Genomic DNA, 25,715 nt, shown 5'->3' with positions numbered 1-25,715 from the left:
CGCTACCCCGTCAGCAGAGTCCCGAGAAGCCGACGAACGCCATCGCCAGGATTCCGGCTGTGATGAGGGCGATCGGGGTTCCCTGGAACGGTTTCGGAACTTCGGCGAGGTCGAGCCGTTCGCGCAGGCTCGAGAAAAGCAGCAGTGCCAGCGCAAAGCCGATGCCGGAGCAGAGGCCGAACACCGTCGCCTCCGGCACCGTGTAATTGCTGTCGGCGTTGATCGTCGCCGCGCCGAGCACCGCGCAGTTCGTCGTGATGAGCGGCAGGTAGATGCCGAGCGCCTGATAAAGCTTCGGGCTGAGCTTCTGGAGCATGATCTCGATCAGCTGCACCAGCCCGGCGATGACCAGGATGAACAGCAGCACCTGCAGAAACGACAGATCGTACGGCGTGCCGTCGATCTCGAATTTCAGCAGGTAACGGTAGATGAGCGAGGTGATGAACGACGCGATCGTCATGACGAATACGACCGCGCCGGACATCCCCATGGCGGTGCCCAGACGTTTGGAGACCCCGAGAAACGGGCAGATCCCCAGGAACCGGGCCAGCACGAAATTGTAGACCAAAATCGCGCCGATGGTGAGTTCCAGATACTTCATTCCCTTTTGCCTTCCCTAAAGTGCATTTTCAAGAAAACACAACAGCTGTTTAATGTAAACCGGCATGCCGTGTTTGTCAAGACTTTTTTGCATGAAAACGGCATCCGGCGCCCGGATGCGGCGGCATCGCGGGCTTTTTGCGGTCCCGGGCTTGCAGGAACGGCCGGAATGTGGTATAATATAAACAAGACGAGGGTGGGGGAGCAATACGGTGCCGCGAGTTCCGTCCGGGCCTTGCGGAACTGTTGTCCGGGAGGAGGATGGAAGCGGGTTGCGCCGTCCGTCAGGCGTACAGAATCCGGCGGAGCCGGTTCGGCCTTTCTCCGCCGGCATTCAGACACATCGAGGAACGACAGGACGGCGGGAAATGCTTTCCGCAACTCATGGAGGAGGTCGGAGTATGAAACACTGGTTCGGTGCGGCGGCGGCGCTGCTGCTGGTCTTGTCCGGCACGGGCTGCGCGGCGGTTTATTCCCTGAAACCTTATTATACGGAGGCAAATGCCGTCGAACTTCCGCCCGAAACGCGCGGACTATGGCAGCTCAAAGGCAAGCAGGACGGGGAAATCGAGACGGTCCGTCTCCGAATCCTGCCTGACGGAGAAGTCAACATTCACGAATTTCACAAGTCGAAGGACGGAAAGGAACGGGTGTTTTCGACCACCTGCAAAGTACGGTTTTTCAAGGTGGAAGGAAGTTTGTATGCCGACTGCCTGCCGGAAAAAACAGATTGTGCGGGGGATTCGGCCATCGGAACGGCCATGCTCCTGACCCGGATTCCGGCCCATATGCTGCTGAAGGTCGTCGCGGCGGACGATACGCTCCGCTTCTTCTATCCGGAACTGCTGCCCGATGCACTGAAGAAGGGACTGCTCCCGGCCGACCTGACCTGGACGACGCTGGAAGAGACGCCGGGAAAAAATTCGCCCGCGCTCATCTTCACCGCCCCCGGCAGCGTCTGGGAGAAGGTGCTGCGGAAGTCGTCCACCCTGCTCTTCTCCTCCGATCCGGACGACGGAATGCTGTTCGAACGGGTGCTGGTCCAATGACCGCAAGGCACGCTCTTCTCGTGAAACGTTGCAGGAAATATGCCGGGCTGCTCCTGCTTCTCGCCGCTTTTTCCGCCGCGGCGGAGACGGCCGGGGAACGGCGCTGGATCATCACAATGACCTGGCTGCCGCAGGCGCAGTTCGCCGGCGTTTATTATGCGAAAGAGGCCGGGATTTTTGAAAAATACGGCCTCTCCGTCGAAATCCGCCACAAGACCGCCGAGCTGTCGATCATCGATTACCTGACGCAGAAGCGTTCGGAATTCATCGTCGCTCCGCTGGCGACCGCGCTGCTCGCCCGGTCGGAGAAGGTTCCGCTGGTCAATATCGGCCAGGTCAGCCAGAGCGGCGCCGTCATGCTGGTCACGGCCGGAAAAAACGGCATCCGGAAAGCGGAAGACCTGAAAAAGCCGGATGCGGCCGGAAAACCGCGCCGGTTCGGCATCTGGTCGGTGGATTTCGGCATGGCGCCGCTGGCCTTTCTGCGCAAACAGGGCGTCGCCGGAGAGATCGTGCCGCTGAATACCGACATCGCGCTTTTTCTCTGGGGCGCGGTGGATGTGATTTCCGTCATGGAATACAACGAATATTACCAGATCCTGGCCTCCGGCCGCCAGCCGGCGGAGCTGACCGTATTCCGTCTCCGAGACTACGGCATCGACGTTCCGGAGGACGGCGTCTATACGCTGGAGAGCACCGCCGCGGAGTATCCCGGCGTCTGCCTCGCATTGCGCCGCGCCGTGATGGAGGGGTGGCGCGAGGCCGTGAAACATCCGAAAAAGGCCCTCGAATACGTCTGGAAATACTGCGCGCGGGACAACGGGCGCTTCGACCCCGCCCATCAGTACTGGATGCTGACCGTGTACGGCAAACTGCTCGGGCTCGGCACGCCGCAGGCGGGTGTGCTCTCCCCCGCCGCATACGATGCGGCCGTGAAGCTTTTCCGGCGCAGCGGTCTCATCGCCGGCAGTGTGGATTACCGGCAGTTCTGCCCGAATCTCGCTGAAACGTCAGGAGGCCGGCCATGAAGGCGTTCCGCGACTGGGATCTTGCGTGCAAGATCAATGCGGCCATTCTGCTCTTCCTGCTGGTCGCCGGCGGACTCATCGGCGGCGTGCTGTACTGGAAGACCCGGCAGATCCTGAGCGAGGAGGTCGATACGTCCGCCCGCGCCGCCGTCCGGCTGGCGGCGGAACGGATCAACCGGGATTTTCCGGTTGTCGAGGCGGCGGCGCAGGAGCTGGCGCTCTCCATCGAACTGCTGCGCCCGGATGAAGCGCAGCAGAAAGCCATGATCCGCGCGACGCTCGAACGGCTGCGGAAAAGCGTTCCGGCGCTCTGCGGCATCAGCATCGCCTATATTCCGTACGGCGCCGACCCCGAATCGCGGTATTATATGCTCTACACGCATGTGAACAAGGCCGGAGAGATCGAGGTCGCCCGGATCGGCGGGGAGGAGTACCAGTACTTCAAGTTCGACTGGTTCACGATTCCGCAGCTTCTCGACCGCGCGGTCTGGACCGAGCCGTATCTGGATCTGTATGCCGATATCCTTATGAGCACCCGCTCCCAGCCGATCCGCGATGCGGGCGGGAAGTTCATCGGCATGACCGGTTTCGATCTGTCGCTCGAGGCGATCAACGCCCAGGTTGTCGCTGCCGACGTTTACGGCTACGGACAGGAGTTCCTGATTTCACGGTTCGGCCGGTTCGTCGCTTTCCCGGAGGACCCGGCGCATCCGTACGAGACGAAGGAGCTCCGCGACGAGGCCGCGCATCTGTCCCAGTCCACCATTTTCAGTTATGCCGACCTGCTGCGGGCGAAGATGTTCTCCGGCGACGACGCCTCCGGGCGGCTCCGCCAGATCGGGCAGGAGATGCTCCGGGGCAGGAGCGGCGAAGCGCGCGGCCGCATTTTCAATCGCCGCGCCGGGGTGGAACGGATCTTTTACGCTCCGGTTTCCGCCCCGGGATGGAGTCTCGGTGTCGCTTATCCGGAGTCCCTGCTGATGGCGCCGCTGAATTCCCTGACTTACCGCATCGTGCCGGTCGCGGCCGCGGCGCTGCTTCTCTGCCTGGCCGCAACCGGCATCCTGATCCGCATCCTGACCCGGCCGCTCGGCAGGCTCGCCGACGCCGCCGGATCGATCGGAGCCGGCAACTTCAATACGCCGCTGCCTGTGCCGAAAGGCGGCGACCAGATCGGCAGGCTCGCCGAAGCATTCCGCGCCATGCAGCAGGCGCTCGGCAGCTACACGGAGAAGGTCCGCGAAACGACCGCGGCGCGCGAACGCATCGAGAGCGAGCTTGAAGTCGCCCGACAGATTCAGATGGGCATCCTGCCGCGCATGCTGCCGCCGCTGCCGGACGCCCGGGAATTCTCTCTGTTCGCAACGCTGCGCCCGGCCCGGAAGGTCGGCGGGGACCTCTATGACTTCTTCTATCTCGATGAATTCCACTACTGCTTCATCGTCGGGGATGTTTCCGACAAGGGGATTCCGGCCGCTCTTTTCATGGCGGTGACCCAGACCCTCCAGCGCAGCGAGGCGGAGAAGCTCCGGGAGCCCGGCCCGCTGGTGTCGCGCATCAACGAGCTCCTGAGCCGCAACAACGAAACCATGATGTTCGTCACTTACTTCCTCGGCATTCTCGACGTGCGCACCGGGGAAGTCCGCTACACGAACGCCGGACATAATCCGCCGTGCATCCGCCGCGCCGGCGGCGCGCTCGAGCTGCTGTCGACCCGCCACGGGCCCGCGCTCGGCGTCGTGCCCGGCACGGTTTACGGTTCCGGCAGTGTTCGGCTCGGCGACGGCGATACGTTTGTGCTCTACACCGACGGCGTGACCGAGGCGGAGAATCCGGGGCACGACCCGTTCGGCTCCGGGGCGCTGCTGCGGGTACTCGCGTATTGCCCGGATTCGTCGCCGGCCGGGCTAGGGAAGGAGATCCTGCAGGCGGTCGACCGTTTCGCGGGAGAGGCGGAGCAGGCGGACGACATCACCCTCCTGATTCTGAGGTTCAATGCATTTGCAGAGAAAGGGGCGCCATGTTTGAATTCCTGAAAGCTTCCGTTTATGCGCTGATCATTTATCCCGGCATCGCCTGCATTCTCTCGCTGGTGCTGACCCGGCTCTGCATCGGGCTGCTGCCCCGCGCCGGATTCGTCGATATGCCGGATGCGCGGCGCGTTCACCGGAAACCGACGCCGCGCGGCGGCGGCATTGCGATCATCGCCGCGTTTTTTCTGACTTCGGTCCTCTATGTGGAGCGGCATGCGTCGGCGCAGATGGGCGGCTTCGTCGCCGGTTTTGCGCTGCCGGCCTTTGTGATCGTCGTCTGCGGGCTGCTCGACGACCGGTTTTCCCTGGCGAGCCGGACCAAGCTCGTCATTCAGATTCTGGCCGGCGTGCTGGTCTGGGTGGTCGGCGCACGGCTGAAGTTCATCCTCTCCGTCGAGCTGCCGGATTATCTGGCGCTGCCGCTGACCGTGCTCTGGGTCGTGACGATCGTGAACGCCTTCAACCTGATCGACGGAATGGACGGCGTGGCGGCGGGGCTCGGCTTTCTGTCGGCGGTCTGCCTCGGTCTCTGGGGCGGGCTGCAGAACTCTTCCGCCGGGCTGGTGGCGATCGCCTTCATCCTGGCCGGCAGCTGTGCGGGATTCCTGCGCTACAACTTTTCTCCGGCGTCGATTTTCATGGGGGATACCGGCTCCATGTTCCTCGGGCTGTTTTTCGCCTATGCCGGACTGACCTGCTTCGGCAAGCCCGCGACGCTGACTTCTCTGCTGATTCCGGTGCTGGCGGTCGGAGTTCCGCTTTTCGACGTGGCGCTCGCCTTCTGGCGCCGGCTGGTCCGCAAGCTGCTCGACCCGAGCAGCTCCGGCATCATGACGGCGGATATGTTTCATTTGCACCACCGGATTCTGAAGCAGGTCAGCAGCCAACGCAAGGCGGCGATCCGGATCTATCTGCTGGCTTGCCTGCTGGCCGGGATGGGATTCGTCGTGCTGCTTTTCGAGCAGACCATTCCGGCGCTCGGATATATGGCGCTGCTGCTCATTCTGCTGCTCGTCGTGCGCCGGATCGCCGGAGTCGAGCTTTACGATTCCGCCCGGCTGCTGAAGGAGGGCATCTCGCGCCCCCGGAAACTGCTGCTCATCCTGCTGGCGGTTCCGGCCGTCGATCTGCTGGTTCTCTTCGTCGCGGATCTGGCCGCGCGGCGGCTGCTTCACATCGGCTTTCACGAATTCTGGTATGATTTCGTCTGCATTGCCGCGCCGATTCCGCTGCTCTTCCTGATCAGCGGCAGCTACCGGGTGCTCTGGCTCCGGGCCGGGTATGAGGAGTTCCGGCAGGCAGCCGAGCTCACATTGACCGGGCTGATCATCGGCAGCTGCCTGTTCGCCTTTTTCTGCGACAAATTCGACCGCGAGCAGTTACCGGCGTACCTGGTGCTTTTTTCGCTGCTGGCCGCGTTCGGCATCGGATTCGTGCGGTTCGTGCTCGTCTATCTCGGCATGCGCATGATGTGGCAGCTGCGGCAGACCGGCGTCCCCGGCGTGCGGAATACGCGCGTTTTGCTCTACGGCGGCGGTTTGAATGCAACCTTGTACCTGAACTATGTATCGGGCTGCGCCACCTCGGAAAACATGAGTTTCATCGGCATCGTCGACGACGATCCGGCCCTGGCCGGCATGCGGGTGTTCGGTCTGCCTGTGCTCGGTTTCAGTGCGGATCTCGAACGGATTCTGGCGCGTTATTCAATCGATAAAATCGTCCTGACCGTCCGCCGGACTTCGCCGGAGCGGGAGGCGCACGTTCTGTCGATCGCCGAGCGGGCCGGAGTCTCGCTGTGCCGCTTTCAGGCGGAGGAGCTCCGGATCGGGGATTTCAGGGTGGAATGACGGTTTTCCGGCGATCCGGTGCGAATGACGCATGAAAGATAAATTTTTTTCATTTGTTCTGTTGCAAAATCGGAAAGCGGGAGATATCTTAAAGAAAAATTTATATCATGTCAGGCATACCCGGCTGTACGATTTCGATTGGCTGTTTTGGCACAGGTGGGGCCACAAGCGTGTTTACGGAGATAAAAAATGAAGTATGATTTCACTCAGTACGTGACCAAGGATTCGGTGATGTCGCTCGACGGGCGGAACAAGCTCGAAGTGATGGACCAGCTGATTACCCGTGCCGCGGATCTGACCAAACTCAACCGGGACGTGATTTTCCGGCTCACCTGGAAGCGGGAGCAGATGATGACCACCGGGGTCGGCGGCATGCTTGCGCTGCCGCACATCCGGGTCAACGACATCAATCACCCGTATGTGATCGTCGGCGTCTGCGAGAATCCGATCGAGGATTACCAGAGCCAGGACGACCAGCCGGTCCGGGTTATCGTCTTCACCGTCGCGCCGGATGAGAATCAGGAAGCCTACCTTCAGCTGCTCGGCAGCATCTCCCGCAAGCTGCGCAACACGTCGCTTATTCAGGAACTGGTCGATGCGGCCGGCAATCCGGCCCAGATTCTCGATCTCGTCCACCGGGACGAAGTGAAGTAAGCGCGGAGGAGTTCAGGAAAATGAGCAGACCGGCCAGCCAGCTCGGAGCGAAGGCGCAGATCGATTTTCACTGTTTTTCTCCGGAGTGCGACGGAGTCGTCAAGTTCAATCTGGCGGACATCGCCGGGCGGGATTTTCAGGCGGTCTGCCCGAAATGCCACCGGAGCTATGCGCTGGATTCGGGTTTGAAGGACAAGCTCGGCCGGATGCTCGAGCTGATCATCGCGATCCGCAAGGCCGAGGATATCCTCGGCGACAGCAACGTGTCGGTCAATGTCGCCGGCGGAGAAGTCAAGATACCGTACGCGCTTCTGCTGACGCGCCTCAACACTTTGATTACGCTTGAAGTCGGCGGCCGCAAAGTGGATTTCCACCTCTGGGTCGAACCGGCTTCTCCGGATACGTTCCGCTGAAAACGACTGGTTCGAGAAAAAAAGTGGGGCGGGTCATCCGCCGTGCGCCGGCAGGTCCGGCCGGAGCGGATTCCGGCGGAGAAAGAGCCGGCGTTTGTTTTTTTACAGTGCCGCCGCACGGAGAAGAGGGCGGTTTTATCGTTACGGTTGTCAGGATTTAACATAAACAGGAGAAAAGGTTCACCATGACGGAACAGGAAATCATCAAAATTCTGGAAGATTCCGGTGCGCTTCTGACCGGTCATTTTCAGCTTCGCAGCGGACTGCACAGCAGCCGCTTCTTTCAGGCCGCTCTGCTTCTGCAGTACCCGGACAAGGCCGAAACGGTCTGCCGGTTCCTCGCCGATCAGTTCCGGGGGCAGGGGATTGAGACGGTGATCTCTCCGGCGGTCGGCGGCCTGATCGTCGGCCAGGAGGTCGCCCGTGCGCTCGGAGTCCGCGCGATTTTCGCGGACAAGGAGGACGGCCGGCTGGTCCTGAAGCGCGGTTTTGCGATCAAGCCGGGGGAGAAGGTCCTCGTCGCCGAGGACGTGGTCACCAAGGGCGGCCGGGTCCAGCAGACGGTCGATCTCGTCCGCGGCATGGGCGGGGAAGTGGTCGGCATTGCGGTGATCGTCGACCGTTCCGGCGGCGATGCGAAGTTCGATGTTCCGTTCAGAAGCGCCCTCAAGCTTTCGCTGCCGACCTACGAGCCGGCCGAATGTCCGCTCTGCAAACAAAATATGCCGATCGATCGGCCGGGGTCGAAATAAGATGCTGACTTCCATTCTCAAAGCCGTATTCGGCACGAAATCGAAACGCGACCTCAAGAAGATGGCGCCGCTCGTCCGGAAAATCAACGCCATCGAAGAGGAGTACCAGAAGCTCACCGATGACGAGCTGCGCGCCAAGACCGATGAATTCAAGGCGCGTCTCGCCAAGGGCGAAACGCTCGATGACATCATGTGCGAAGCGTTCGCCGCCGTCAAGAACGCCTGCCGCCGCCTGGTCGGCCGGGAGATCGAGGTCTGCGGGCAGCCGATGGTCTGGGACATGGTTCCGTTCGACGTCCAGATTCTCGGCGGCATTGCGCTGCATCGCGGCAACATCGCGGAGATGGCCACCGGCGAAGGCAAAACCCTCGTCGCGACCATGCCGCTCTATCTGAACGCCCTCACCGGCAAGAACTGCCAGCTCGTCACGGTCAACGACTACCTTGCGCTGCGCGACTCGAACTGGATGGGCAACATCTACAACTTTCTCGGCCTGACCTGCGGTTGCCTGCAGAACCAGCAGCCGCCGCACGAGCGCCGCGCCCAGTACGCCTGCGACATCACGTACGGCACGAACAGCGAATTCGGTTTCGACTACCTGCGCGACATGGGTATGGCCAATGATGCCTCCCAGCTGGTCCAGCGCGATTATTACTACGCCATCGTCGACGAGATCGACAGCATCCTGATCGACGAAGCGCGTACGCCGCTGATCATTTCGGGTCCGGTGCCGATGTCGACCCACCAGTTCGGCGAACTGCAGCCGCTGGTCGCCGATCTCCACAACAAGCAGAATATGCTCTGCTCCCGTCTGGTCCGCGAGGCGCGCGCCACGCTCTCCAGGGAGGATATTTCCGAGGATGACCGCGAAGTCGCGCTTCTGAAACTGCTTCAGGTCAAATTCGGCATGCCGACGCACAAGCAGCTGCTGCATGTGCTTGAGGACGGCGCGATCCTGAAGGCGCTTGAGAAGCTCGAGACCCGCGTGCGCAGCGACTCGAACCGCGGCATGCTGCAGGAGGTTCAGGCGGAACTCTACTTTGCAATGGATGAAAAGACGCATGAGGCGGACCTGACCGATCGCGGGCGCGCGGCGATTTCGCCGAACGACCCGAATGCGTTCATCGTGCCGGATCTGCTGAGCGAGCTTGCGGCGATCGATCAGGATGAATCCCTCTCGGAGACGGAGAAAACCGCGAAGCGCGAAGCGTTCCAGTCCGAGTTCGCCGCCAAGAGCGAGCGGCTGCACGACCTGTCGCAGCTGCTGAAGGCCTACTGCCTGTTCGAGAAGGACGTCAATTACGTCGTGCAGGATGGCAAGGTTCTGATCGTCGACGAACACACCGGGCGCATCATGCCGGGCCGCCGTTTTTCGGACGGCCTGCACCAGGCGCTCGAAGCCAAGGAACGGGTCCAGATCGAGCAGGAGACCCAGACCATGGCGACGATTACGATCCAGAACTACTTCCGCATGTACAAGAAGCTGGCCGGCATGACCGGTACGGCCGAGACCGAAGCGAACGAATTCCATCAGATCTACAAGCTCGACGTGATCGTGGTTCCGACCAACCGCCCCTGCATCCGCAAGGACGACAACGATTCGATCTTCAAGACCAAGCGCGAGAAGTACAATGCGATTCTGAAAGACGTCATCGAACGTCATGAAAAGGGGCAGCCGGTGCTGCTCGGCACGATTTCGGTGGAGGACTCCGAAATTCTCTCCCGCATGCTGAAAATGCGCAATATTCCGCACAACGTGCTGAATGCGAAGAATCACCAGCGCGAGGCCGAGATCGTCGCGCGCGCCGGCCAGGTCGGCGCCGTGACGGTCGCCACGAACATGGCCGGCCGCGGCACCGACATCAAACTCGGTCCCGGCGTGGCCGAGCTCGGCGGGCTGCATGTGATCGGCAGTTCCCGGCACGATTCGCGGCGCATCGACCGCCAGCTGCGCGGGCGCTGCTCGCGCCAGGGCGACCCGGGTTCGTCGAAGTTCTACGTTTCGCTTGAAGACAACCTCATGCGGCTGTTCGGTTCCGACCGGATCGTCAAAATTTTCGACCGGTTCGGCCTGGAGGAGGGAGACGAACTCCAGCATCCGTGGCTGACCAAGTCGATCGAAACCGCGCAGCGCCGGGTGGAACAGCAGCACTTTGCGATCCGCAAACGCACGCTCGATTTCGACGATGTCATGAACAAGCAGCGTGAAATCATCTACGGGCTCCGCAAGGAGGCGCTGCTTTCGGAGAATCCGCACGATGTGCTGTTCGGCGTGATCGAGCAGGTGATCGAGTCGCAGATCCAGCTGATCGCTTCCAAGCCGGAAGCCGGTGAAAAGGGCGGCGGCTTCAGCAAGTCGGCGCTTCTGGCCTATCTGAATGCGACCTTCCCGCTTTCGTTCAAGGACGAGGAGTTGACCGCCGGAATTTCGGAAGACGGGCGGCTGACCTCCGCCGACGACCTGACGCTGCAGATCGTCGACCGGATCGAGGAGGCGTACAAGGAGCGCAACGCCGATCTGCCGGAGGAGCAGGTGCAGTATCTCGAGCGTCACACGGTTCTCGAAGCGATCGACCGCCTCTGGCAGGAGCATCTCTACGCCATGGACGGGCTTCGTTCGAGCATGTCGCTGCGTGTTTATGCGCAGAAGGACCCGCTTGTCGAGTACAAGCAGGAGGCGTACAAGATCTTCAAAACGCTGATGGACCAGATTTACCACGATGTCGCCAATAACCTGTTCCGGGTGACGATGACGCGGCTGGCCACGCTGGAGGAGATTCTCGCAACGCTCCCGCAGGAGCTGATTCACCAGACCTTCGGCCAGTTCGACGGCGGTTCGATCACGGTTTCATCTCCGGAGCTTGGGCAGGGAATGATGAATCTTCCGCCGCTGCCCGGCATGCTCCCGCCGGAGCAGGGCGAACCGGTGGCGGAGGAGAGTGCGCCGCAGTCTCCGGTTCACCGTACAGCGCCGAAGATCGGCCGTAACGACGACTGTCCCTGCGGCAGCGGTAAAAAATACAAGAAGTGCTGCGGGAAAGAGTAACAGCACTTCCGCGCACGTAAATCAAGGCGGCTGAGGCGAAGCGCTTCAGCCGCCTTGATATGCAAGGCAAAACGGCTGCGCGTACACGGTCTGTTATGTGTATGGCGGCTGTGCTTTCGGCAGGCGCGTGTCTCCCGAAATCCATGATCCTGCCGGGTTGTCTTTCGACAATATCAGCGGTTTCGGTCAATCCTTATTTGCCGAGATTGCAATGCGGTATTCCTTGAGCGATCCGCGGCATTCGCCGCGCCGCTCACTCCGGGTACAGGCGTTAATTGATTGGCTTCTTTCAGAACAGCGTCGGCTGCTCGGGGGGCGGATCGATGATTTCCCGGACCGGCCGGAAGCTTCTGCGGTGGACCGGCGTGACTCCGAGCCGCTTCAGCGCCTCCAGGTGCATGGCGGTGCCGTATCCCTTGTGCGAGGCGAAGCCGTAGCCCGGATACTCCGCGTCGAGCTTCACCATCAGGCGGTCGCGATACACCTTTGCGACAATGCTGGCCGCCGCGATGCTGGCCGATTTTGCGTCTCCCTTCACGATGGCGCGGGACGGCAGGGGAAGGCCTTTGACCGGGCGCCCGTCCACCAGAATGAAATCCGCCTGTTTCAGCTGCTCCACCGCGCGCTGCATCGCCAGATGGGTCGCGTTCAGAATATTCATCCGGTCGATCGTTTCGACATCGATCTCTCCGATTCCGATCTGAATCCCGGGAACCGCGTAAATCGCATCGCGCAACGTCTCGCGCTCAAGCTCGGTCAGCTGCTTGGAGTCGTTGACCGGAGGCAGCGCCGCGCCGCGAGGAAATACAACGGCGGCGGCCACCACCGGACCGGCCAGAGGACCGCGGCCGACCTCATCGACACCGGCGACAAAACAAAACCCCTCCGCCCGGCATTCTCGTTCCAGGCGGAGGAGTTCGTCAGTTTCGGTCAGAAACCCGTCCAAGATCTTACTTCGTGCGGAGTTCCTTGACGCGGGCGGCCTTGCCGATCTTGTCGCGCAGATAGTAGAGCTTCGCGCGACGGACATCGCCGCGGCGGATCACTTCGATCTTCGCGATGCGGGGGCTGTTGATCGGGAAGACGCGTTCGACGCCTTCGCCGGCCTGAACCCGGCGGACGGTGAAAGTCTCTTCGATTCCCTGGCCGCGACGCGCGATCACGGTCCCCTGGAACTGCTGGATACGCTCGTTGCCGCCTTCGACGATCTTGACCGAAATCTTGATCGTGTCGCCGATGTTGAACTCGTGACGCTCGGGCTTCACTTGCTCGTTACGAATCTTGTCGAGTATGTTCATTTTGAACCTGCCTCCATTGTTTTCAAATAATGTTCCCATAAGTCCGGCCTCCGTTCCCGGGTCAGCCGTTCCGATTGAGCCTGCCGCCAGGCATCCACCCGCCCGTGATCGCCGGAAAGCAGTACCTCCGGCACCATCCGCCCCCGGAATTCCGGAGGCCGCGTGTATTGCGGGTATTCGAGCAGACCCGACGAATGTGATTCGTCGACGCTCGATTCATCGCTGCCGAGCACGCCCGGCAGCAGCCGGACAACCGCGTCGGCCATCACCATCGCCGCGAGATTCCCGCTGGTCAGGACAAAATCCCCCAGCGAATATTCACGGTCGACGGCGAGCTCAATCGCCCGTTCGTCAACGCCCTCGTAGTGGCCGGCGATCATGATCAGATGCTCTTTTTTCGCCAGCTCCCGGGCGGCTTTCTGAGAAAACCGCTCTCCCCTCGGGGACGTCAGGATCACCATACTGCCGGGCTTTCTCAGGTCCTCGACCGCTTTGACCAGCGGTTCGACCTTCATCAGCATGCCCGGCCCGCCGCCGTACGGCTTGTCATCCACCGTGCCGCGCGCATCGTCGGTATAGTTCCGCAAATCGACTGCGTTGATCCGGACCAGCTTCCTGGCCGCGGCCCGCCCGATGATGCTCTCGCCGAGCGGCCCCGGAAAAATTTCCGGGAACAGCGTCACGATATCGATTCGCATGATCCTCTGAACCGGTCAGTCGAGGACTTCGACCGAAACGCGCTTGCGTTGACGGCCGGCCGCGCCGGAGACCAGCGAACGAATCGCCATGATGGTCTTGCCGCGCTTGCCCACGATCTTACCGATATCCTCTTTCCTGCAGCTGATCTGGATCGAGCACCCCTCTTCCGTCTCTTCGGTGCGGATGCTCACGTCGCCGGGGTTGTCAACCAGCGCGCAAACCACGTAGCTGACGAACCCCTCCAAATCATGCAGACTTCCGCCGGAAGCCTGGCTTCCGGTCTTTCCGTTCCCGGTCTCCGCGCTTTTCGCGGCGGACCCGTTCCCGGTCAGAAAGTTCAATAATGCCTTAAGCATTGATCTGTTTCCTTCTCATTTGCGGTCCGGAAAGTATCTTCCCGTTCACCGATTCGTGCCGGGACTTCCCGTACCCGACTGTCAGGCCTCCGCGGGAGCGGCTTCCTCCGCCGGAGCTTCGGCAGCCGCCTTCGCGGCAGCTTCCGCCTCGGCCTTCGCGGCCGCTTCGGCTTCGAGTTTCGCCTTCGCCTTCTTCGAAATCGACGGCTTCTTGACGATGTCCTTCAAATTGCGGCCCTCTTTCGCGCGGTTCAGGATCGCTTCGACGGTGTCGCTGAACTCCGCGCCGACGCCCTTCCAGTAATTCGCGCGCTCGACGTTGATCTTTTCCTCTTTCTTGCGCGGATCGTAGAAGCCCAGTTCCTCGATCGCCTTTCCGTCCCGGCTCGAACGCTGATCCATCACAACAACCCGGAAACAGGATGCGTTGCGGGTACCGGTGCGCTTCAATCTGACTCTGACCATAAATTCAACCTCTTTTTTACGATTTCTCGCTTTTTCAATTCAATCGCCGTGTATCTTTCAGACACAGGAAACCATGCCGCCGCGGAAACAGCCACGTTATTTTCAACCGCGGCGGCACGCCTCCGGAACTCACAGGCCCGAGGATTGACCATAAGTCCTGATGCGTCTGCGATACAAAAACCTTTAATATAACAGCTTGAATACGATTATGCAAGACGGATTCCGCAAAAAAACGTTTTTTCACGCCGAAATCAGGAAAAGTGCTTGCATTTCGTTGAATCCGGGATATTTTAAACTGCAATACAACCGGTTGCATTATTATTTATCTTGAGGACAGTTTCACCATGCTTCAGCGAGAGTTCGATCTTTATCTGGACCGTGCACGCCATTTTTACAAACGTCTTGCGGACGAGCTTTTCTTCGAGACCGTGCCGATGGAGGCCGAGTTCCGGCATTGCGCCGACCCGGTTCCGTACGCGAAACGGCTCGAGGGAGAATACCGGCCGATTCGCGAAGGGGAGCGCTGGGGCGGTCCGTGGGACAGCGGCTGGTTCCGCCTGACTGCCGAGGTTCCGGCCGCCTGGGCCGGAAAACCGGTCGCGCTTGCGGTCAACCTGAACGGCGAAGCGCTGCTTTTCCGGGACGGAGTGCCGTATTTCGGCTTCTCCGGCGGCTCGGTGTTCGGCGAGAACTACCGCAAGGAGATCTTCCAGCTGCCGTATGAGGTCGCGGCCGGACAGAAGCTCGAATTCTGGGTCGAAGCGGCGGCCAATTCGCTCTTCGGCATGGAGATGAACGGCGAACCCTCTCTCCATACGCTGTACCCTTACGGCGACTATAAGGGCGTGGCGAACAAGCTGCGGATCGGACTTTTCAACCGCGAGCTCTGGCATCTGCGGCTCGATTTCGAAGTGCTGCTCGACCTCGTTTCGGTGCTGCCGCCGCGCGGCCGCCGCACCGACGAGATCGTCATGGCCATGAACGACGCCGCGAACCGCTTTGCGGAGAATCCGGCCAATGCCGGCATCGCGCGGGAGGCGCTGAAGAAAGTCCTGTCGCGCCCGGCCGTCTCTTCGGCCATGACCGCATGCGCGACCGGCCATGCCCACATCGACACGGGATGGCTCTGGCCGGTCCGCGAATCGATCCGCAAATGCGCCCGCACCTTTGCCAGCCAGCTGCTGCTGCTTGAGCAGTATCCGGATTACGTCTTCGGCGCTTCGGCTCCGCAGCACTACGCATTTGTCAAGGAACACTACCCCGAACTGTACGAAAAGATCAAAGCCGCGGTCAAATCCGGCCGCTGGGAGCTGCAGGGCGGCATGTGGGTCGAAGCGGACTGCAATCTCATTTCGGGCGAATCGATGGTCCGGCAGTTCCTCCACGGCAAGAATTTCTTTATGGACGAGTTCGGCGAGGACGTGAAGAATCTCTGGATTCCGGACGTGTTCGGCTACTCCGCCGCGATGCCGCAGATCATCCGGCAGGCCGGGTGCGACTATTTCCTGACCCAGAAGATTTCGTGGAGCTGGTCGAACAAGTTCCCGTATCATACCTTCAACTGGCGCGGCATCGACGGCAGCGAGGTGCTGACCCATTTCCCTCCCGAAGACACCTACAACGCCTCGGTCGTTCCGCGCGAGCTCGTTCCGGCCGAAACCAAGTTCAACGAGAATACGATTCTCGACGAATTCATGAGCCTTTACGGCATCGGCGACGGCGGCGGCGGCCCGAAGGAGGAGTATCTCGAGCGCGCGAAGCGCCTGGCGAACCTCGAAGGCTGTCCGAAGGTAAAATTCGGCCGCGCGGACCGCTTTTTCGAGCGGATCGCCGCCTGCCGCGACAAGCTGCCGACCTGGAGCGGCGAGCTGTATCTCGAACTCCATCGCGGCACACTGACCGTCCAGGCCCGCACGAAGCGCAACAACCGCAAGCTTGAGGAATTGCTGGCGACCGTCGAATTCGCCCATTCGCTCCTGCCCCTTTCCGAATATCCGGCCGAGGCGCTGGACAGGATATGGAAAACTCTTCTTATCAATCAGTTCCATGACATCATCCCGGGTTCTTCGATCCGGAAGGTTTATGAGACGACCGAACGCGAGCACGCCGAAGCGCTCGAAGCTGCCGCCCGGCTCGCAGGAGATGCGGTCCGGAAGCTCGGCAGGGCCGCTTCCGGCGCCGTCACGCTGGTCAATTCGCTCTCCGTCCCGCAGGATGATCCGGTCGTGCTGCCGGCGGAGTGGGACGGTTCCGCCGTGCTGGATGCGTCCGGCAGCGCGCTTCCGGCCCAGATCGAAGACGGGCGCGTCGTTGCGGCGGTCACCGTTCCCGCCGATGCGCTTACAGTTCTGGCGCGCGGTGCCGGGAGAGCGCCGGCCTGCGAACCGCTGGAGGGGCGTGTGCTCGAAAACGGGCTGATCCGCTACGAATTCGACGCGGACGGCCGTCTCACCCGGGCGTTCGACAAGGAGGCCGGCCGCGAGGTCCTGCCGCCCGGAGCTGCCGGCAACGAGTTTTCGCTCTACGTCGAGCGCGCGAACAACCATGAGGCGTGGGATATCGAAATTTTCTACGAGCAGCAGAAGTGCGGCACGGCGAAGAGCATCGAACCGGCGCGCGGCTGGCGCGGCCCGGTCCGCTCCGGCCTCGAATTCCGCCTCGGAATCGGCAATTCACGGCTGGTTCAGCGCGTCACGCTCGCCGAAGGAAGCAAGCGGCTCGACTTCGCGACCGAAGCGGAATGGCACGAGGAGCGCAAAATGCTGCGGGTCGCCTTCCCGGTCGCCGTATTCACCGAAGAGGCGAATTTCGACATTCAGTACGGCACGGTCAGGCGGCCGACCCACCGCAATACGAGCTGGGACGCCGCCCGCTTCGAGGTCTGCGGCCAGAAATTTGCGGACCTGTCGGAGGAGTTTTACGGCGCGGCGCTGCTGAACGACTGCAAATACGGCTACAAAGTGTTCGGCACGACGCTCGACCTCTGCCTGCTGCGCGCGCCGAAGTTTCCGGACTGGGATGCGGACCAGGGACATCACGAGTTCATTTACAGCTTCCTGCCGCACACCGGCAGTCTGAACAACTCCGGCGTCCGTTCCGAGGCCGCCAAGCTGAACCGGCCGGCTCTGGCGGTTCCGGGCGTTGCGGCCGAAACCGTCTCGCCGCTTTCGCTCGAGGCTGCGACGGTCGCGCTCACCGTCGTCAAGAAGGCAGAGAAGGAGGATTGCCTCGTCATCCGCCTTGTCGAGCAGGCCGGGCGGAATTCGCAGGCGGTCCTGACCGTTCCGGCCGGGAAGCGGCTGGTCGGGACCAATCTGCTGGAGTGGACGAACGATGACGTTCTCACGCCGGAGGCCGGAACGGTTGCACTGACATTCCGCCCGTATGAAATCAAAACCTTCAAGGTCGTCTGATGCCGGTGACCATACATGATCTCGCGAAGCTCGCCGGGCTGAATGCTTCGACGATTTCGCGGGCTCTGCGCAACGATCCGCGGGTCAGGAAATCGACCCGGGAGCTTGTTCGCGAGCTGGCGCGGCGGCACGGCTATACGCCGAATCTTCCGGCGCGCCAGCTCGCCGCGGGCCGGACCGGGAACATCTGGTTCAGCTTCGGCTCCCCGCAGGCCGCGATCGAGCTGGAGACCGCCATGGCGCTGAACGATCTCGTCACGCGCGGAAAGTACGACCTTCAGCTTGTGCTGCACAACAACTCCCCGGAGCGGCTGCGCCAGCACCTGAACAAGCTCTGCCAGAAAGTCGCGGACGGCGTGCTGGTCATTCCCCCCGGCGACACCGATGCCTGTGCCGGACTGACCGGGCTGGTGAATTCGCTGCCGGTCCCGGTCATCATGGTGGACCGTTACTGGGCCGAGCTCGAGTGTCCGGTGGTCACCAGCGACAACCGGGAGCCGGTTCGCCGGATGATCGACCGCTGTGTCGAATGGGGAGCCCGGAGTTTTTATCTCGAATATGCCGGCAGCAACCCGGTTTCGCGCAACCGGGCCGAAGCCGCGCGTGCCTGTCTCGCGGAACGGAATCTGCCGGTCCTGCCCTACCCGGATTCGGGGCGGATCGACAATGAGCTTCCGGCGGCCGTGCTCGGCAACTCCGGCAGCTTTACGCCGACTGGACGGGCGGAACTGTACGGCGCGTTTTTCGACGGCTGCGACAACTCCGCGCTCCGCAGCTTTCGTCACGTCATCGTCTGCCGCCAGAATTTTCCGGCGATCGCGGAGCGGGCCGCATCGATTCTTTTCGGGCTCCTGCACGATCCGGAGGCAGAGGCTCCCGCCTTCACGGAAATCCCGCCCCGCGAATTTCTCGAACTCTGAAAAGCCGCGGCCGGCCGGACTCTACTTCAGCAGCATGCAGTCGCCGTAGCTGTAGAAGCGCATTCTTTCGCGGATCGCCAGCTCGTAGGCGGCCAGCACTTTTTCGCGGTCGCAGAAGCAGGAGACGAGCATGAGCAGCGTGCTCTTCGGCAGATGGAAATTCGTGAGCAGCAAATCGACCGACCGGACCCGGTAGGGCGGGTACAGGAAAATCTGCGTATTGCCGTGCCTGGCGCGGACCGTTCCGTCCGGTTCGGCGCAGCTTTCGAGCGTCCGGACCGTCGTTGTGCCGACAGCCAGCACCCGTTTCCCGGCCGCGTGAGCCGAATTGACCAGTTCCGCGGTTTCGGGCGTCAGAAAATACTCTTCGCTGTGCATCTTGTGCTCTTCGGCGTTTTCGACCGACACCGGCTTGAAGGTTCCGGGGCCGACGTGCAGCGTCACCGCGCCTTCGCGCACCCCCGCCGCGGCGAGTTCCGAGAGAATTTCCGGTGTGAAATGGAGCCCGGCCGTCGGCGCGGCCACCGCCCCGGCCTTGTCTGCATAGACGGTCTGGTACCGTTCGGCGTCGGCGGTCTCGTCGCCGCGCGTGATATAGGGCGGCAGCGGAATATGGCCGTACTGCATCTGCAGCCGGTCGGAATCCGCCGTGTTGAATTCAATGATGAAACTGCCGTCGTCATTGCGGCCGAGCACGGTGAAGCGGTCGCCCGCCGCATTGAGGGCGCCGCCGCCGTCGAGAAGTACGGCGGAAACGCCGGGGAGCGCCCGTTTTCCCGGCTTCAGAAGCGCGTTCCACTTCCGCCGTTCGGGATCAAGCGCCTGAACGAGCAGCAGTTCGAACTTCGCGCCGGCAGGGTCGCCGTTTTTCCGGGCGTACATGCGGCCGCGAAGGACGCGCGTATCGTTGTAGATCAGGGCGTCTCCGGCCGAGAGATATTCGCGGATCGCGCCGAACGGCCGGATTTCACACGCTCCGGAGGCCCGGTCGAGCACGAGCATGCGCGAGCCGTCGCGACGCCCGGCCGGATGCTGGGCGATCAGCTCTTCCGGCAGATCGTAATCGAAAAGCGAGGTGCTGAGCATAAGGGGCCTTTCGCTATTTCCGGGTGCCGCGCATCTCTTCGCGCGCCTGCCGCAGCCGGGCGAGCTCATGCTCCGAAAGGCTGTTGATTCCGTATTTGGAGACCTTGTCGAGCAGTTCGTCGAGCTCCTTCGAGCCGACCGGGCCGCCTTTGAAATTGCGCGGCGGATCGGACATCACACTGAACCGGCGCGGCGCTTCCCCGGGCCGGGCCCGGTGACGGAACGGATCCCACGGCAGCGAACTGCCGTAGAGAGCTTTCAGATAGAAATAACCGCCGAGCACGCCGCCGAGGTGGGCGAGATGGGCGATGCCGTCCTGCGTGCCGCTCACCATCAGCAGGATTTCGAGGACCGTGTAGCAGACGACCAGCGTCCGGGTGCGCACCGGAAACGGAGCCGGAAAGACGATGAACTGCCGGTTCGGCTCGAACATCGCCGCGCCGACCATGACCGCAAAGACGGCGCCCGAAGCTCCGAGCAGCCGGACCGGCGAATACCAGTTCAGAATCAGGAACAGCAAATTGCCGGCCACCGCGCCGGCCAGGTAGAGCCACAGGAACCGTTTTCCGCCGAGATTGGGGGCGACCAGGCCGCCGAAGATGTAAAGACCCCACATGTTGAAGAAGAAGTGCCAGAAATCGACATGCAGAAATCCGGCGGTCACCAGCTGGAAAATCTTGAACTGCCGGATGCCGCCCGAGCTCAGCATCAGCGTGTCGAGCAGCGATTCCGGCATGAAAAGCGTGCTCAGGAACACGCCGAGATTGATCAGGATCAGCGTGAAAAGCATGCTCCGCCCGCTGTCGTCGCGGCGTTCGGCCCCGGCATACGGATTGCGCATATAGCCTCTGTCGAACAAACTCATAGAGTATTTCCTTTCGTTATGCCCATTAATATAATCCGCCCCGGCCGATATTCCAATTTCCGTTGCCGATAATTTTCCGGCGAATATCGGAGAGACCGGGCGGAAACGGCGGGGAGAGTACCGGGCTTCTCATTCCGGAACTTTCCCGACCGGCTGCGCATAAGCGGAATGGAATCCGTTATTCTTCCGTTTTATCCTGCGGCGCGCCCGGCAGCAGCAGGTTCAGCATCTTTTCCGTCGCGAAGACGGCGGCGACGATCTGGTCGGGGTCGATTCCGGTCGTGCTGACGGTTTTTCCGGGCAGCGCCCAGGTGATCGTGGTTTCGACCAGGGCGTCGGTCTTGCCGCCGGGCGGGATGCGCACCTCGTAGTCGAGCAGCTTCGGCAGCGTGAGGTTGAAAGTCTTCATGCACTTCCGCAGCGCCCGCATGAAGGCGTCGTAGCCGCCGTCGCCGGGCGAAGTCGCTTCGGCCCGGACGCCGTCCATTTCGACCGCGACCCGCGCCTTCGGCGTGCTGCCGGCCCGCGTGCTGATCTCGTAGTCGACGACCTTGAGCCGGGATTCGAGCGGCGAACTCAGCACCTCGGCGATGATGAACGGCAGGTCGGAGGGCGATACGCTCTTCTTTTTGTCGCCGAGCCGGATCACCTCCTGCAGCACCTTCTGACGGACCTCCGGCGCAAGCTCGAGGTTCATCTCCTCGAGGTTCTGGTCGATCGACGCCTTGCCGGAGAGTTTGCCGAGCGCATAGTTCCGGCGGCGGCCGAACCGTTCCGGCAGCAGCAGATTCGCATAGAGATTCCCCTTCTTGTCGCCGTCGGCATGGACGCCGCAGGTCTGGGTGAAGACGTCGGAGCCGACGACCGGGTAGTTCCAGGCGCACCGCTTGCCGGAGATGCTCTGGACCAGTTCGGAGGCGTGCTGGAGTTCCAGCTCGACCACGCGGATTTTCCGGTTCGTCATATCGTTGACGGCGACCACCAGCTGCGAAAGCGCCTGGTTGCCGGTCCGCTCTCCGAGGCCGTTGATCGTCGTGTGGATGCCGTTGACGCCCGCCCGCACGGCCGCGAGGCTGTTCGCGGTGACCATGCCGTAGTCGTTGTGGCCGTGAAAATCGAGCCGCAGATCCGGAAACGCGCGGTAGATCCATTCGAGGTAGGTCGTAACCTCGGCCGGTTCGAGGATGCCGAGCGTGTCAGGCAGCATGATCCGCTCGACCGGCAGGTCGCGGAGCCGGCTGAGGAACTCATGAACGTAGGCGAAACTGTGGCGCATGCCGTTGGACCAGTCCTCCAGATAGAGATTGACCTTGATTCCCTGCTTTTCGGCATAGAGGATTTCGTTCGCCACTTCCTCGAAATGCTTGGCCGGCGACTTCCGCAGCTGAACGCGGCAATGGTTTTCGGAGCCCTTGGTGAGCAGGTTGATGACCTTTCCGCCGCTCGCCTTGATCCAGTCGACCGACTTGCCGCCGTCGACGAAACCGAGGATTTCCATCGCCTCGAGGCAGCCGCGGTGCTCGGCCCACTTCAGGATGCCGACGACTGCGTCGCGTTCGCCCTCCGAAACGCGGGCCGAACCGATTTCGAGGCGGTCCACCTTCAGGCGGTTCATGAACATTTTGGCCAGTTCGAGTTTCTCGGCAGGAGTGAAGGCGACGCCGGGAGTCTGTTCCCCGTCGCGCAGCGTGGTATCCATCACTTCCACGTAATTGTCGGATTTATGCTTCGATTTCATCTGTCATTACCTTGTTTTTTCCGGTTTCGCGATACAAAAAGACCATGCCGTCAAAGTCCGGTCGGGGAGCGGCATGGTCAGAATTTCATCGGCTGATACACGCAGATTACACGGCAGCTCCGGGACGGGTCGCACGGGTCATCCCGGCGCGGGCGCCGACATGACCCCTGATAATGCCGATCGGAATCTGCATGATCCGGTTTTTCGGAACTGGTCTGGCAAATCGCATTTTGAACCCGCAATTCGGTTTGAAATTCACAAAAAGATAAAACCGTCGTTTTTTACAATATATCACGCTTCCCGGAAAAATCAACTTCCGTTTCCGGTTTATCGCCGCCTCAGCTTGAAAATCGGTGGTGCCGTGTTATTGTAAAATCTCAAATCCGGAATGGAGGAATATGCTCGAATACACCTATAAAGAACGTTTTTGCCCGACCATCCGTTATTCCGTCTCGGAGGATGGCAAATGGTTCTGCACGGAAGGCAGAGAGGGCGGAAATGAGTGGCGGAGCTGGATGTGGCTCCCTGAGTTGAATCCCGACTGCACCTGCATATCAACCTCGGCAGCCGGTTACCGGATCTGGTCGCTCTGCTGCGGCATCGCGGCATTGTTGTTTCTGGTCCTGGCGGCCGTCCAGTGGGGAATGGAGAATTTCACATCCCGCGGGGATCGGCTCGGAAATGTCTTTTTCGTGCTGGTGGTCTGTGTCGTTTTCGGCGGATTGGCACTTGTGCTGAATATCCTGTGGCGGAGGAAGCGCGGGACGGTTCTGAATTTCGACAGTTTTCTCCAAGACCGGCGGATCGTGCTGATCCTTCCGTACGGAACCGACCCGAAAGCGGTTCCGTTCGTCCGGGAGCTGCGCCGCCGCATGGCCGGAATGTTTCGTCATTACCGGCCGGACCTGAACCGTCCCGACAACGTCGAACAGCTTCGCAAGGCGTTCGATTCGCTGAAAACCGATGAAATTCTGACGGATGACGAATACGATGCCTTGAACCGGAAGCTGTTCGGCGGCAGCGTCCCGCAGCGGAATATAGGATTCGAACTGGCATGACGAACGCAAACAGCTGCCGTTTCGGAAAAATGCATCTTACGCTCGACCGGGCTTCCCTGCTGGTGGAAGAACGGTCCGGCAGCGGCGAGGCCCGATATACGGTTTCCCTGCGCAAGCAGTTTCCCGTCCTCTCTTACTCCTGCCGTGCCGACCGATTCTGGCGGATCATGCGCTGGGCCGGGCTTGCGGCCGGAGTCATTCTAATCCCGACCGCCGTCGCGGTTGCCGGCTGGAGCGATTCGCTCTCCATCTGGACCGGATTGTTCGGCGCAGGGGGCCTTATCCTGTTTCTGCTCTCCTTTTCGTCTCCGCCCGGCAGCGTATCCGGGCGGTGTCGGCGGGAAGCGTTCTGGTATTTGTCGGAATACGAAAAAAACAACTGTTTTTATATTCCGGCTCCCCGTCGTGTTTCCGCCGAACAGAAGGCGTTCCTGGCAGAGCTGGAGGAGGCTCTGAAGCGTTATTCCCAGTTCGAAACCATGCTTGAAAGCATCACCTGCGGCTGGCAGCCGGAGGCCTTTGAGATTCTGGAACGGCTGCGTGTGGAAGGATTGCTTTCGGATGAGGAGTTTGTCGCCGGTAAAAAAGAACGGATCGAACGGATTACGAACTCCGATTCCGGGCGCTGATTCCGTCTGCCGGGCTATTTCCGGAACCACTTCGGCACGCCGCGGCGGCGCAGCCGCGCGACGAGGGCTTCGCGGCGGCGGAACAGCTCCTCCCGCGTGCCGTGCAGCGAAGGATCGCGGAACGGGGTCCCGGCGGTCGATGCGAGGATGATCCCGCGCTCCTTTTCCGGCAGCGGCAGCGGCGGCAGCGACGGGTCGAAGGCGGCGACGGTTCCGCCGCGCTTCCGCCCGAACGGCTCCGACTCCCCGACCGCGAGCCCGGCGCGGAGCAGGGCGCCGCGGTACGGGTATGCGCTCGAGTAGCTGACCAGTACGCCGCCCGGTTTCAGGGCGCGGGCCAGGGCGCGCACGAAATCGTAGCTCCAGAGCTCCGGATTGCAGTCCGGCGAAAAACCGTCCTGGAAAATCACGTCGAAGCTCTGCGGTTCGAACGTCCCGGCCGCATCGCGCGCATCGCCGGGAATCAGTTCGACCCGGCAGCCGTTCTCCGCGAAAACGTTTCCGGAATCCAGCGCGGCGATCAGCCGGTGCTCGAGGCTCCCGCCCGGATAGAGCCGCAGGGCCGCGCCGAGGACGCGCGGATCGTTTTCCAGGGTGATGATTTCGAGCGGTCCGCCGCAGCGCAGAGCGGCGGCGCAGTTGACGCCGAGCCCGAAGCCGACATCCAGCACCCGTACCGGTTTCCCGGCGGCCAGCCGCTCCCGCAGGCGGGACGGGATCACGAATTTCCGTTCCGCTTCGGTCGCGGCCCCGGCCAGCGTGTGAAAGTGCTGCCGGAAACCGGGATGGTAGAGCGTCGGGGAGCCGTCGGCGGTCATGACGCTTTCGAATGCGCCGTCCTGCTCCGGATGCAGGAACTTTTCGTGGAAAAAAGCGAGGAACTGCCCCTTCGACATCCACCATTTCGGCGTGATGACCTGTTCCGGCTCCGCCTCGGCGGTCAGCCGCATGATCAGCCGGTCCTCCGGCAGTTCGCGCAGGAAGGCGGCCGCCCAGTCCGCATACTCGTATTCGTTGAGTCCGGCCGGTTTGACCGGGAAATCGGCGGAGGCGAGTGCGGTTCCCCGGATGGTCAGGAGCGGATGCAGTTTCACGGCCCGGAACGGGAGAACCGCGATTTTCCGGGCGGTTTCGACGAACATGGCGCGGTTTTCGCCCGGCAGTCCGGCGATCACATGGCAGCCGACGGCGATTCCGGCCGCGTCGAGCGCCCGGACGGCCCGTTCGACCGCCGCGAAATCATGGCCGCGCCGGATCAGTTCGAGGGTTGCGTCGTGGGCGGACTGAACGCCGAGCTCGACCCAGACCTCATACCGTTCCGCCAGTTCGGCCAGCAGCCGGACCGTCTCCGGCGGCAGGGCGTCGGGACGTGTGCCGATGATGACGACCGCGAAGGGGGCGGATTCCAGCACTTCGCCGTAGAGTCTCCGCAGCTCCTCCGCCGGTGCATGGGTCGAGGTGAACGCCTGAAAATATGCGATATACGGCGCTTCCGCCCCGTAGCGCTGCGCCGTGTAGGCGATGCCGGCGGCGACCTGCCCCTTCAGATCGAGTTTGCGGGCGAGATGGCGGGCGCGGTTGCCGTCCTCCGAACAGAAGACGCAGCCGGGTCCGAACCGGTTGACCCGGTTCGGACACCCCAGCGCAAGATCGATTCCGATCCGGTAAAGCCTCTTGCCGTACTTCCGGGCAATATAATCGCTGAAAAAATGAAGTTGATCCATTTGACTTGTGTTCCAATTCCGGTAATTTAAAAGAGAGGGTGA

23 protein-coding genes are annotated in these 25,715 nt (G+C 61.7%); 13 read left to right on the top strand and 10 right to left on the bottom strand.

What is annotated here, in order from left to right:
• Nucleotides 1–10: 10 nt before the first annotated feature.
• The gene (locus FYJ85_RS16240) at nt 11–601 is read right to left on the bottom strand and encodes an electron transport complex protein RnfA (protein ID WP_106054047.1); all 591 of its coding nucleotides are present in this window, start codon (nt 599–601) and stop codon (nt 11–13) included.
• Nucleotides 602–1,001: 400 nt separating this feature from the next.
• On the opposite strand from FYJ85_RS16240, the gene FYJ85_RS16235 reads away from it, so the two are divergent.
• The 8 genes from FYJ85_RS16235 (at nt 1,002) to secA (ending at nt 11,422) form a co-directional block, all read left to right on the top strand.
• Nucleotides 1,002–1,649 (top strand): hypothetical protein, encoded by a 648-nt coding sequence (locus FYJ85_RS16235; protein WP_154419516.1) that lies wholly within the window; start codon nt 1,002–1,004, stop codon nt 1,647–1,649.
• A 20-nt stretch (nt 1,650–1,669) separates the two neighbouring features.
• Nucleotides 1,670–2,677, top strand: a complete 1,008-nt coding sequence (locus FYJ85_RS16230; protein WP_206213247.1) for an ABC transporter substrate-binding protein — start codon at nt 1,670–1,672, stop codon at nt 2,675–2,677.
• Nucleotides 2,674–4,713: a SpoIIE family protein phosphatase gene (locus tag FYJ85_RS16225; protein WP_106054050.1), complete on the top strand. Its 2,040-nt coding sequence runs from the start codon at nt 2,674–2,676 to the stop codon at nt 4,711–4,713. The genes FYJ85_RS16230 and FYJ85_RS16225 overlap by 4 nt, the downstream gene beginning before the upstream one ends.
• Nucleotides 4,698–6,557, top strand: a complete 1,860-nt coding sequence (locus FYJ85_RS16220; RefSeq protein ID WP_106054051.1) for a hypothetical protein — start codon at nt 4,698–4,700, stop codon at nt 6,555–6,557. The genes FYJ85_RS16225 and FYJ85_RS16220 overlap by 16 nt, the downstream gene beginning before the upstream one ends.
• Nucleotides 6,558–6,746: 189 nt before the next feature.
• Nucleotides 6,747–7,211, top strand: a complete 465-nt coding sequence (locus FYJ85_RS16215) for a PTS sugar transporter subunit IIA (protein ID WP_106054052.1) — start codon at nt 6,747–6,749, stop codon at nt 7,209–7,211.
• A 20-nt stretch (nt 7,212–7,231) separates the two neighbouring features.
• Complete coding sequence (locus FYJ85_RS16210) at nt 7,232–7,624, top strand: hypothetical protein (RefSeq protein ID WP_106054053.1); 393 nt, start codon at nt 7,232–7,234, stop codon at nt 7,622–7,624.
• A 185-nt stretch (nt 7,625–7,809) separates the two neighbouring features.
• Nucleotides 7,810–8,376, top strand: a complete 567-nt coding sequence (gene pyrE / locus FYJ85_RS16205) for an orotate phosphoribosyltransferase (RefSeq protein ID WP_106054054.1) — start codon at nt 7,810–7,812, stop codon at nt 8,374–8,376.
• Nucleotide 8,377: 1 nt separating this feature from the next.
• Nucleotides 8,378–11,422 (top strand): preprotein translocase subunit SecA, encoded by a 3,045-nt coding sequence (gene secA / locus FYJ85_RS16200; protein ID WP_106054055.1) that lies wholly within the window; start codon nt 8,378–8,380, stop codon nt 11,420–11,422.
• Between the two features lie 289 nt (nt 11,423–11,711).
• Here the strand turns inward: secA and FYJ85_RS16195 are convergent, their stop codons facing one another.
• From FYJ85_RS16195 to rpsP, 5 genes are all read right to left on the bottom strand, one after another.
• On the bottom strand, nt 11,712–12,368 hold the full coding sequence (locus FYJ85_RS16195; protein WP_206213246.1) for a ribonuclease HII: 657 nt from the start codon (nt 12,366–12,368) through the stop codon (nt 11,712–11,714).
• 4 nt (nt 12,369–12,372) lie between these two features.
• Nucleotides 12,373–12,720, bottom strand: a complete 348-nt coding sequence (rplS, locus tag FYJ85_RS16190) for a 50S ribosomal protein L19 (protein ID WP_106054057.1) — start codon at nt 12,718–12,720, stop codon at nt 12,373–12,375.
• Nucleotides 12,717–13,418, bottom strand: coding sequence for a tRNA (guanosine(37)-N1)-methyltransferase TrmD (trmD, locus tag FYJ85_RS16185; RefSeq protein WP_106054058.1), 702 nt, complete (start codon nt 13,416–13,418; stop codon nt 12,717–12,719). The genes rplS and trmD overlap by 4 nt, the downstream gene beginning before the upstream one ends.
• A 15-nt stretch (nt 13,419–13,433) precedes the next feature.
• Nucleotides 13,434–13,775, bottom strand: coding sequence for a KH domain-containing protein (locus FYJ85_RS16180; protein ID WP_106054059.1), 342 nt, complete (start codon nt 13,773–13,775; stop codon nt 13,434–13,436).
• An 81-nt stretch (nt 13,776–13,856) separates the two neighbouring features.
• Nucleotides 13,857–14,240, bottom strand: a complete 384-nt coding sequence (gene rpsP, locus FYJ85_RS16175; RefSeq protein WP_106054060.1) for a 30S ribosomal protein S16 — start codon at nt 14,238–14,240, stop codon at nt 13,857–13,859.
• A 344-nt stretch (nt 14,241–14,584) separates the two neighbouring features.
• On the opposite strand from rpsP, the gene FYJ85_RS16170 reads away from it, so the two are divergent.
• Together FYJ85_RS16170 and FYJ85_RS16165 are read left to right on the top strand one after the other, a co-directional pair.
• On the top strand, nt 14,585–17,653 hold the full coding sequence (locus FYJ85_RS16170) for an alpha-mannosidase (protein ID WP_154419513.1): 3,069 nt from the start codon (nt 14,585–14,587) through the stop codon (nt 17,651–17,653).
• Nucleotides 17,653–18,573: a LacI family DNA-binding transcriptional regulator gene (locus FYJ85_RS16165; RefSeq protein WP_154419512.1), complete on the top strand. Its 921-nt coding sequence runs from the start codon at nt 17,653–17,655 to the stop codon at nt 18,571–18,573. The genes FYJ85_RS16170 and FYJ85_RS16165 overlap by 1 nt, the downstream gene beginning before the upstream one ends.
• Before the next feature lie 21 nt (nt 18,574–18,594).
• On the opposite strand, the gene queA is transcribed toward FYJ85_RS16165, so the two are convergent.
• The 3 genes from queA to FYJ85_RS16150 all read right to left on the bottom strand — a co-directional run bounded on the left by queA (nt 18,595) and on the right by FYJ85_RS16150 (nt 22,262).
• Nucleotides 18,595–19,659 carry a tRNA preQ1(34) S-adenosylmethionine ribosyltransferase-isomerase QueA gene (queA, locus tag FYJ85_RS16160; RefSeq protein ID WP_154419511.1) on the bottom strand — a complete coding sequence of 355 codons (1,065 nt, stop codon included), beginning with the start codon at nt 19,657–19,659 and terminating at the stop codon, nt 18,595–18,597.
• A 13-nt stretch (nt 19,660–19,672) separates the two neighbouring features.
• Nucleotides 19,673–20,524, bottom strand: a complete 852-nt coding sequence (locus FYJ85_RS16155; RefSeq protein ID WP_154419510.1) for a rhomboid family intramembrane serine protease — start codon at nt 20,522–20,524, stop codon at nt 19,673–19,675.
• 178 nt (nt 20,525–20,702) lie between these two features.
• On the bottom strand, nt 20,703–22,262 hold the full coding sequence (locus FYJ85_RS16150) for an alpha-isopropylmalate synthase regulatory domain-containing protein (protein ID WP_106054065.1): 1,560 nt from the start codon (nt 22,260–22,262) through the stop codon (nt 20,703–20,705).
• A 73-nt stretch (nt 22,263–22,335) separates the two neighbouring features.
• On the opposite strand from FYJ85_RS16150, the gene FYJ85_RS16145 reads away from it, so the two are divergent.
• Genes FYJ85_RS16145 through FYJ85_RS16135 form a run of 3 tightly spaced genes read left to right on the top strand, consistent with a single transcriptional unit; the run spans nt 22,336 to nt 23,949 of the window.
• Nucleotides 22,336–22,635: a hypothetical protein gene (locus FYJ85_RS16145; protein WP_154419509.1), complete on the top strand. Its 300-nt coding sequence runs from the start codon at nt 22,336–22,338 to the stop codon at nt 22,633–22,635.
• A gap of 25 nt (nt 22,636–22,660) precedes the next feature.
• On the top strand, nt 22,661–23,320 hold the full coding sequence (locus FYJ85_RS16140; RefSeq protein WP_106054067.1) for a hypothetical protein: 660 nt from the start codon (nt 22,661–22,663) through the stop codon (nt 23,318–23,320).
• A complete protein-coding gene (locus tag FYJ85_RS16135; RefSeq protein WP_154419508.1) occupies nt 23,317–23,949 on the top strand; it encodes a hypothetical protein in 633 nt (210 codons plus the stop codon). The genes FYJ85_RS16140 and FYJ85_RS16135 overlap by 4 nt, the downstream gene beginning before the upstream one ends.
• A gap of 14 nt (nt 23,950–23,963) precedes the next feature.
• Here the strand turns inward: FYJ85_RS16135 and mnmL are convergent, their stop codons facing one another.
• Complete coding sequence (gene mnmL / locus FYJ85_RS16130; protein ID WP_154419507.1) at nt 23,964–25,673, bottom strand: tRNA modification radical SAM protein MnmL/YtqA; 1,710 nt, start codon at nt 25,671–25,673, stop codon at nt 23,964–23,966.
• Nucleotides 25,674–25,715: the final 42 nt, after the last annotated feature.

It is taken from the genome of Victivallis lenta (genome assembly GCF_009695545.1).
In the GTDB taxonomy this organism is placed as follows: Bacteria; Verrucomicrobiota; Lentisphaeria; order Victivallales; family Victivallaceae; genus Victivallis; species Victivallis lenta.
Note: the sequence above shows the minus strand (reverse complement) of the source record. Positions and strands in the feature narration are given on the sequence as shown.

Excerpts from the sequence above, each read along its gene's own strand:
- FYJ85_RS16240 (WP_106054047.1), bottom strand. The coding sequence starts at position 601 with ATGAAGTATCTGGAACTCACCATCGGCGCGATTTTGGTCTACAATTTC.
- FYJ85_RS16225 (WP_106054050.1), top strand. The coding sequence starts at position 2,674 with ATGAAGGCGTTCCGCGACTGGGATCTTGCGTGCAAGATCAATGCGGCC.
- FYJ85_RS16155 (WP_154419510.1), bottom strand. The coding sequence starts at position 20,524 with ATGAGTTTGTTCGACAGAGGCTATATGCGCAATCCGTATGCCGGGGCC.
- mnmL (WP_154419507.1), bottom strand. The coding sequence starts at position 25,673 with ATGGATCAACTTCATTTTTTCAGCGATTATATTGCCCGGAAGTACGGC.
- FYJ85_RS16145 (WP_154419509.1), top strand. The coding sequence starts at position 22,336 with ATGGTCAGAATTTCATCGGCTGATACACGCAGATTACACGGCAGCTCC.
- FYJ85_RS16235 (WP_154419516.1), top strand. The coding sequence starts at position 1,002 with ATGAAACACTGGTTCGGTGCGGCGGCGGCGCTGCTGCTGGTCTTGTCC.
- FYJ85_RS16165 (WP_154419512.1), top strand. The coding sequence starts at position 17,653 with ATGCCGGTGACCATACATGATCTCGCGAAGCTCGCCGGGCTGAATGCT.
- FYJ85_RS16140 (WP_106054067.1), top strand. The coding sequence starts at position 22,661 with ATGCTCGAATACACCTATAAAGAACGTTTTTGCCCGACCATCCGTTAT.
- FYJ85_RS16180 (WP_106054059.1), bottom strand. The coding sequence starts at position 13,775 with ATGCTTAAGGCATTATTGAACTTTCTGACCGGGAACGGGTCCGCCGCG.
- FYJ85_RS16170 (WP_154419513.1), top strand. The coding sequence starts at position 14,585 with ATGCTTCAGCGAGAGTTCGATCTTTATCTGGACCGTGCACGCCATTTT.
- trmD (WP_106054058.1), bottom strand. The coding sequence starts at position 13,418 with ATGCGAATCGATATCGTGACGCTGTTCCCGGAAATTTTTCCGGGGCCG.
- queA (WP_154419511.1), bottom strand. The coding sequence starts at position 19,659 with ATGCTCAGCACCTCGCTTTTCGATTACGATCTGCCGGAAGAGCTGATC.
- secA (WP_106054055.1), top strand. The coding sequence starts at position 8,378 with ATGCTGACTTCCATTCTCAAAGCCGTATTCGGCACGAAATCGAAACGC.
- pyrE (WP_106054054.1), top strand. The coding sequence starts at position 7,810 with ATGACGGAACAGGAAATCATCAAAATTCTGGAAGATTCCGGTGCGCTT.
- FYJ85_RS16210 (WP_106054053.1), top strand. The coding sequence starts at position 7,232 with ATGAGCAGACCGGCCAGCCAGCTCGGAGCGAAGGCGCAGATCGATTTT.
- rplS (WP_106054057.1), bottom strand. The coding sequence starts at position 12,720 with ATGAACATACTCGACAAGATTCGTAACGAGCAAGTGAAGCCCGAGCGT.
- FYJ85_RS16220 (WP_106054051.1), top strand. The coding sequence starts at position 4,698 with ATGTTTGAATTCCTGAAAGCTTCCGTTTATGCGCTGATCATTTATCCC.
- rpsP (WP_106054060.1), bottom strand. The coding sequence starts at position 14,240 with ATGGTCAGAGTCAGATTGAAGCGCACCGGTACCCGCAACGCATCCTGT.
- FYJ85_RS16215 (WP_106054052.1), top strand. The coding sequence starts at position 6,747 with ATGAAGTATGATTTCACTCAGTACGTGACCAAGGATTCGGTGATGTCG.
- FYJ85_RS16135 (WP_154419508.1), top strand. The coding sequence starts at position 23,317 with ATGACGAACGCAAACAGCTGCCGTTTCGGAAAAATGCATCTTACGCTC.
- FYJ85_RS16150 (WP_106054065.1), bottom strand. The coding sequence starts at position 22,262 with ATGAAATCGAAGCATAAATCCGACAATTACGTGGAAGTGATGGATACC.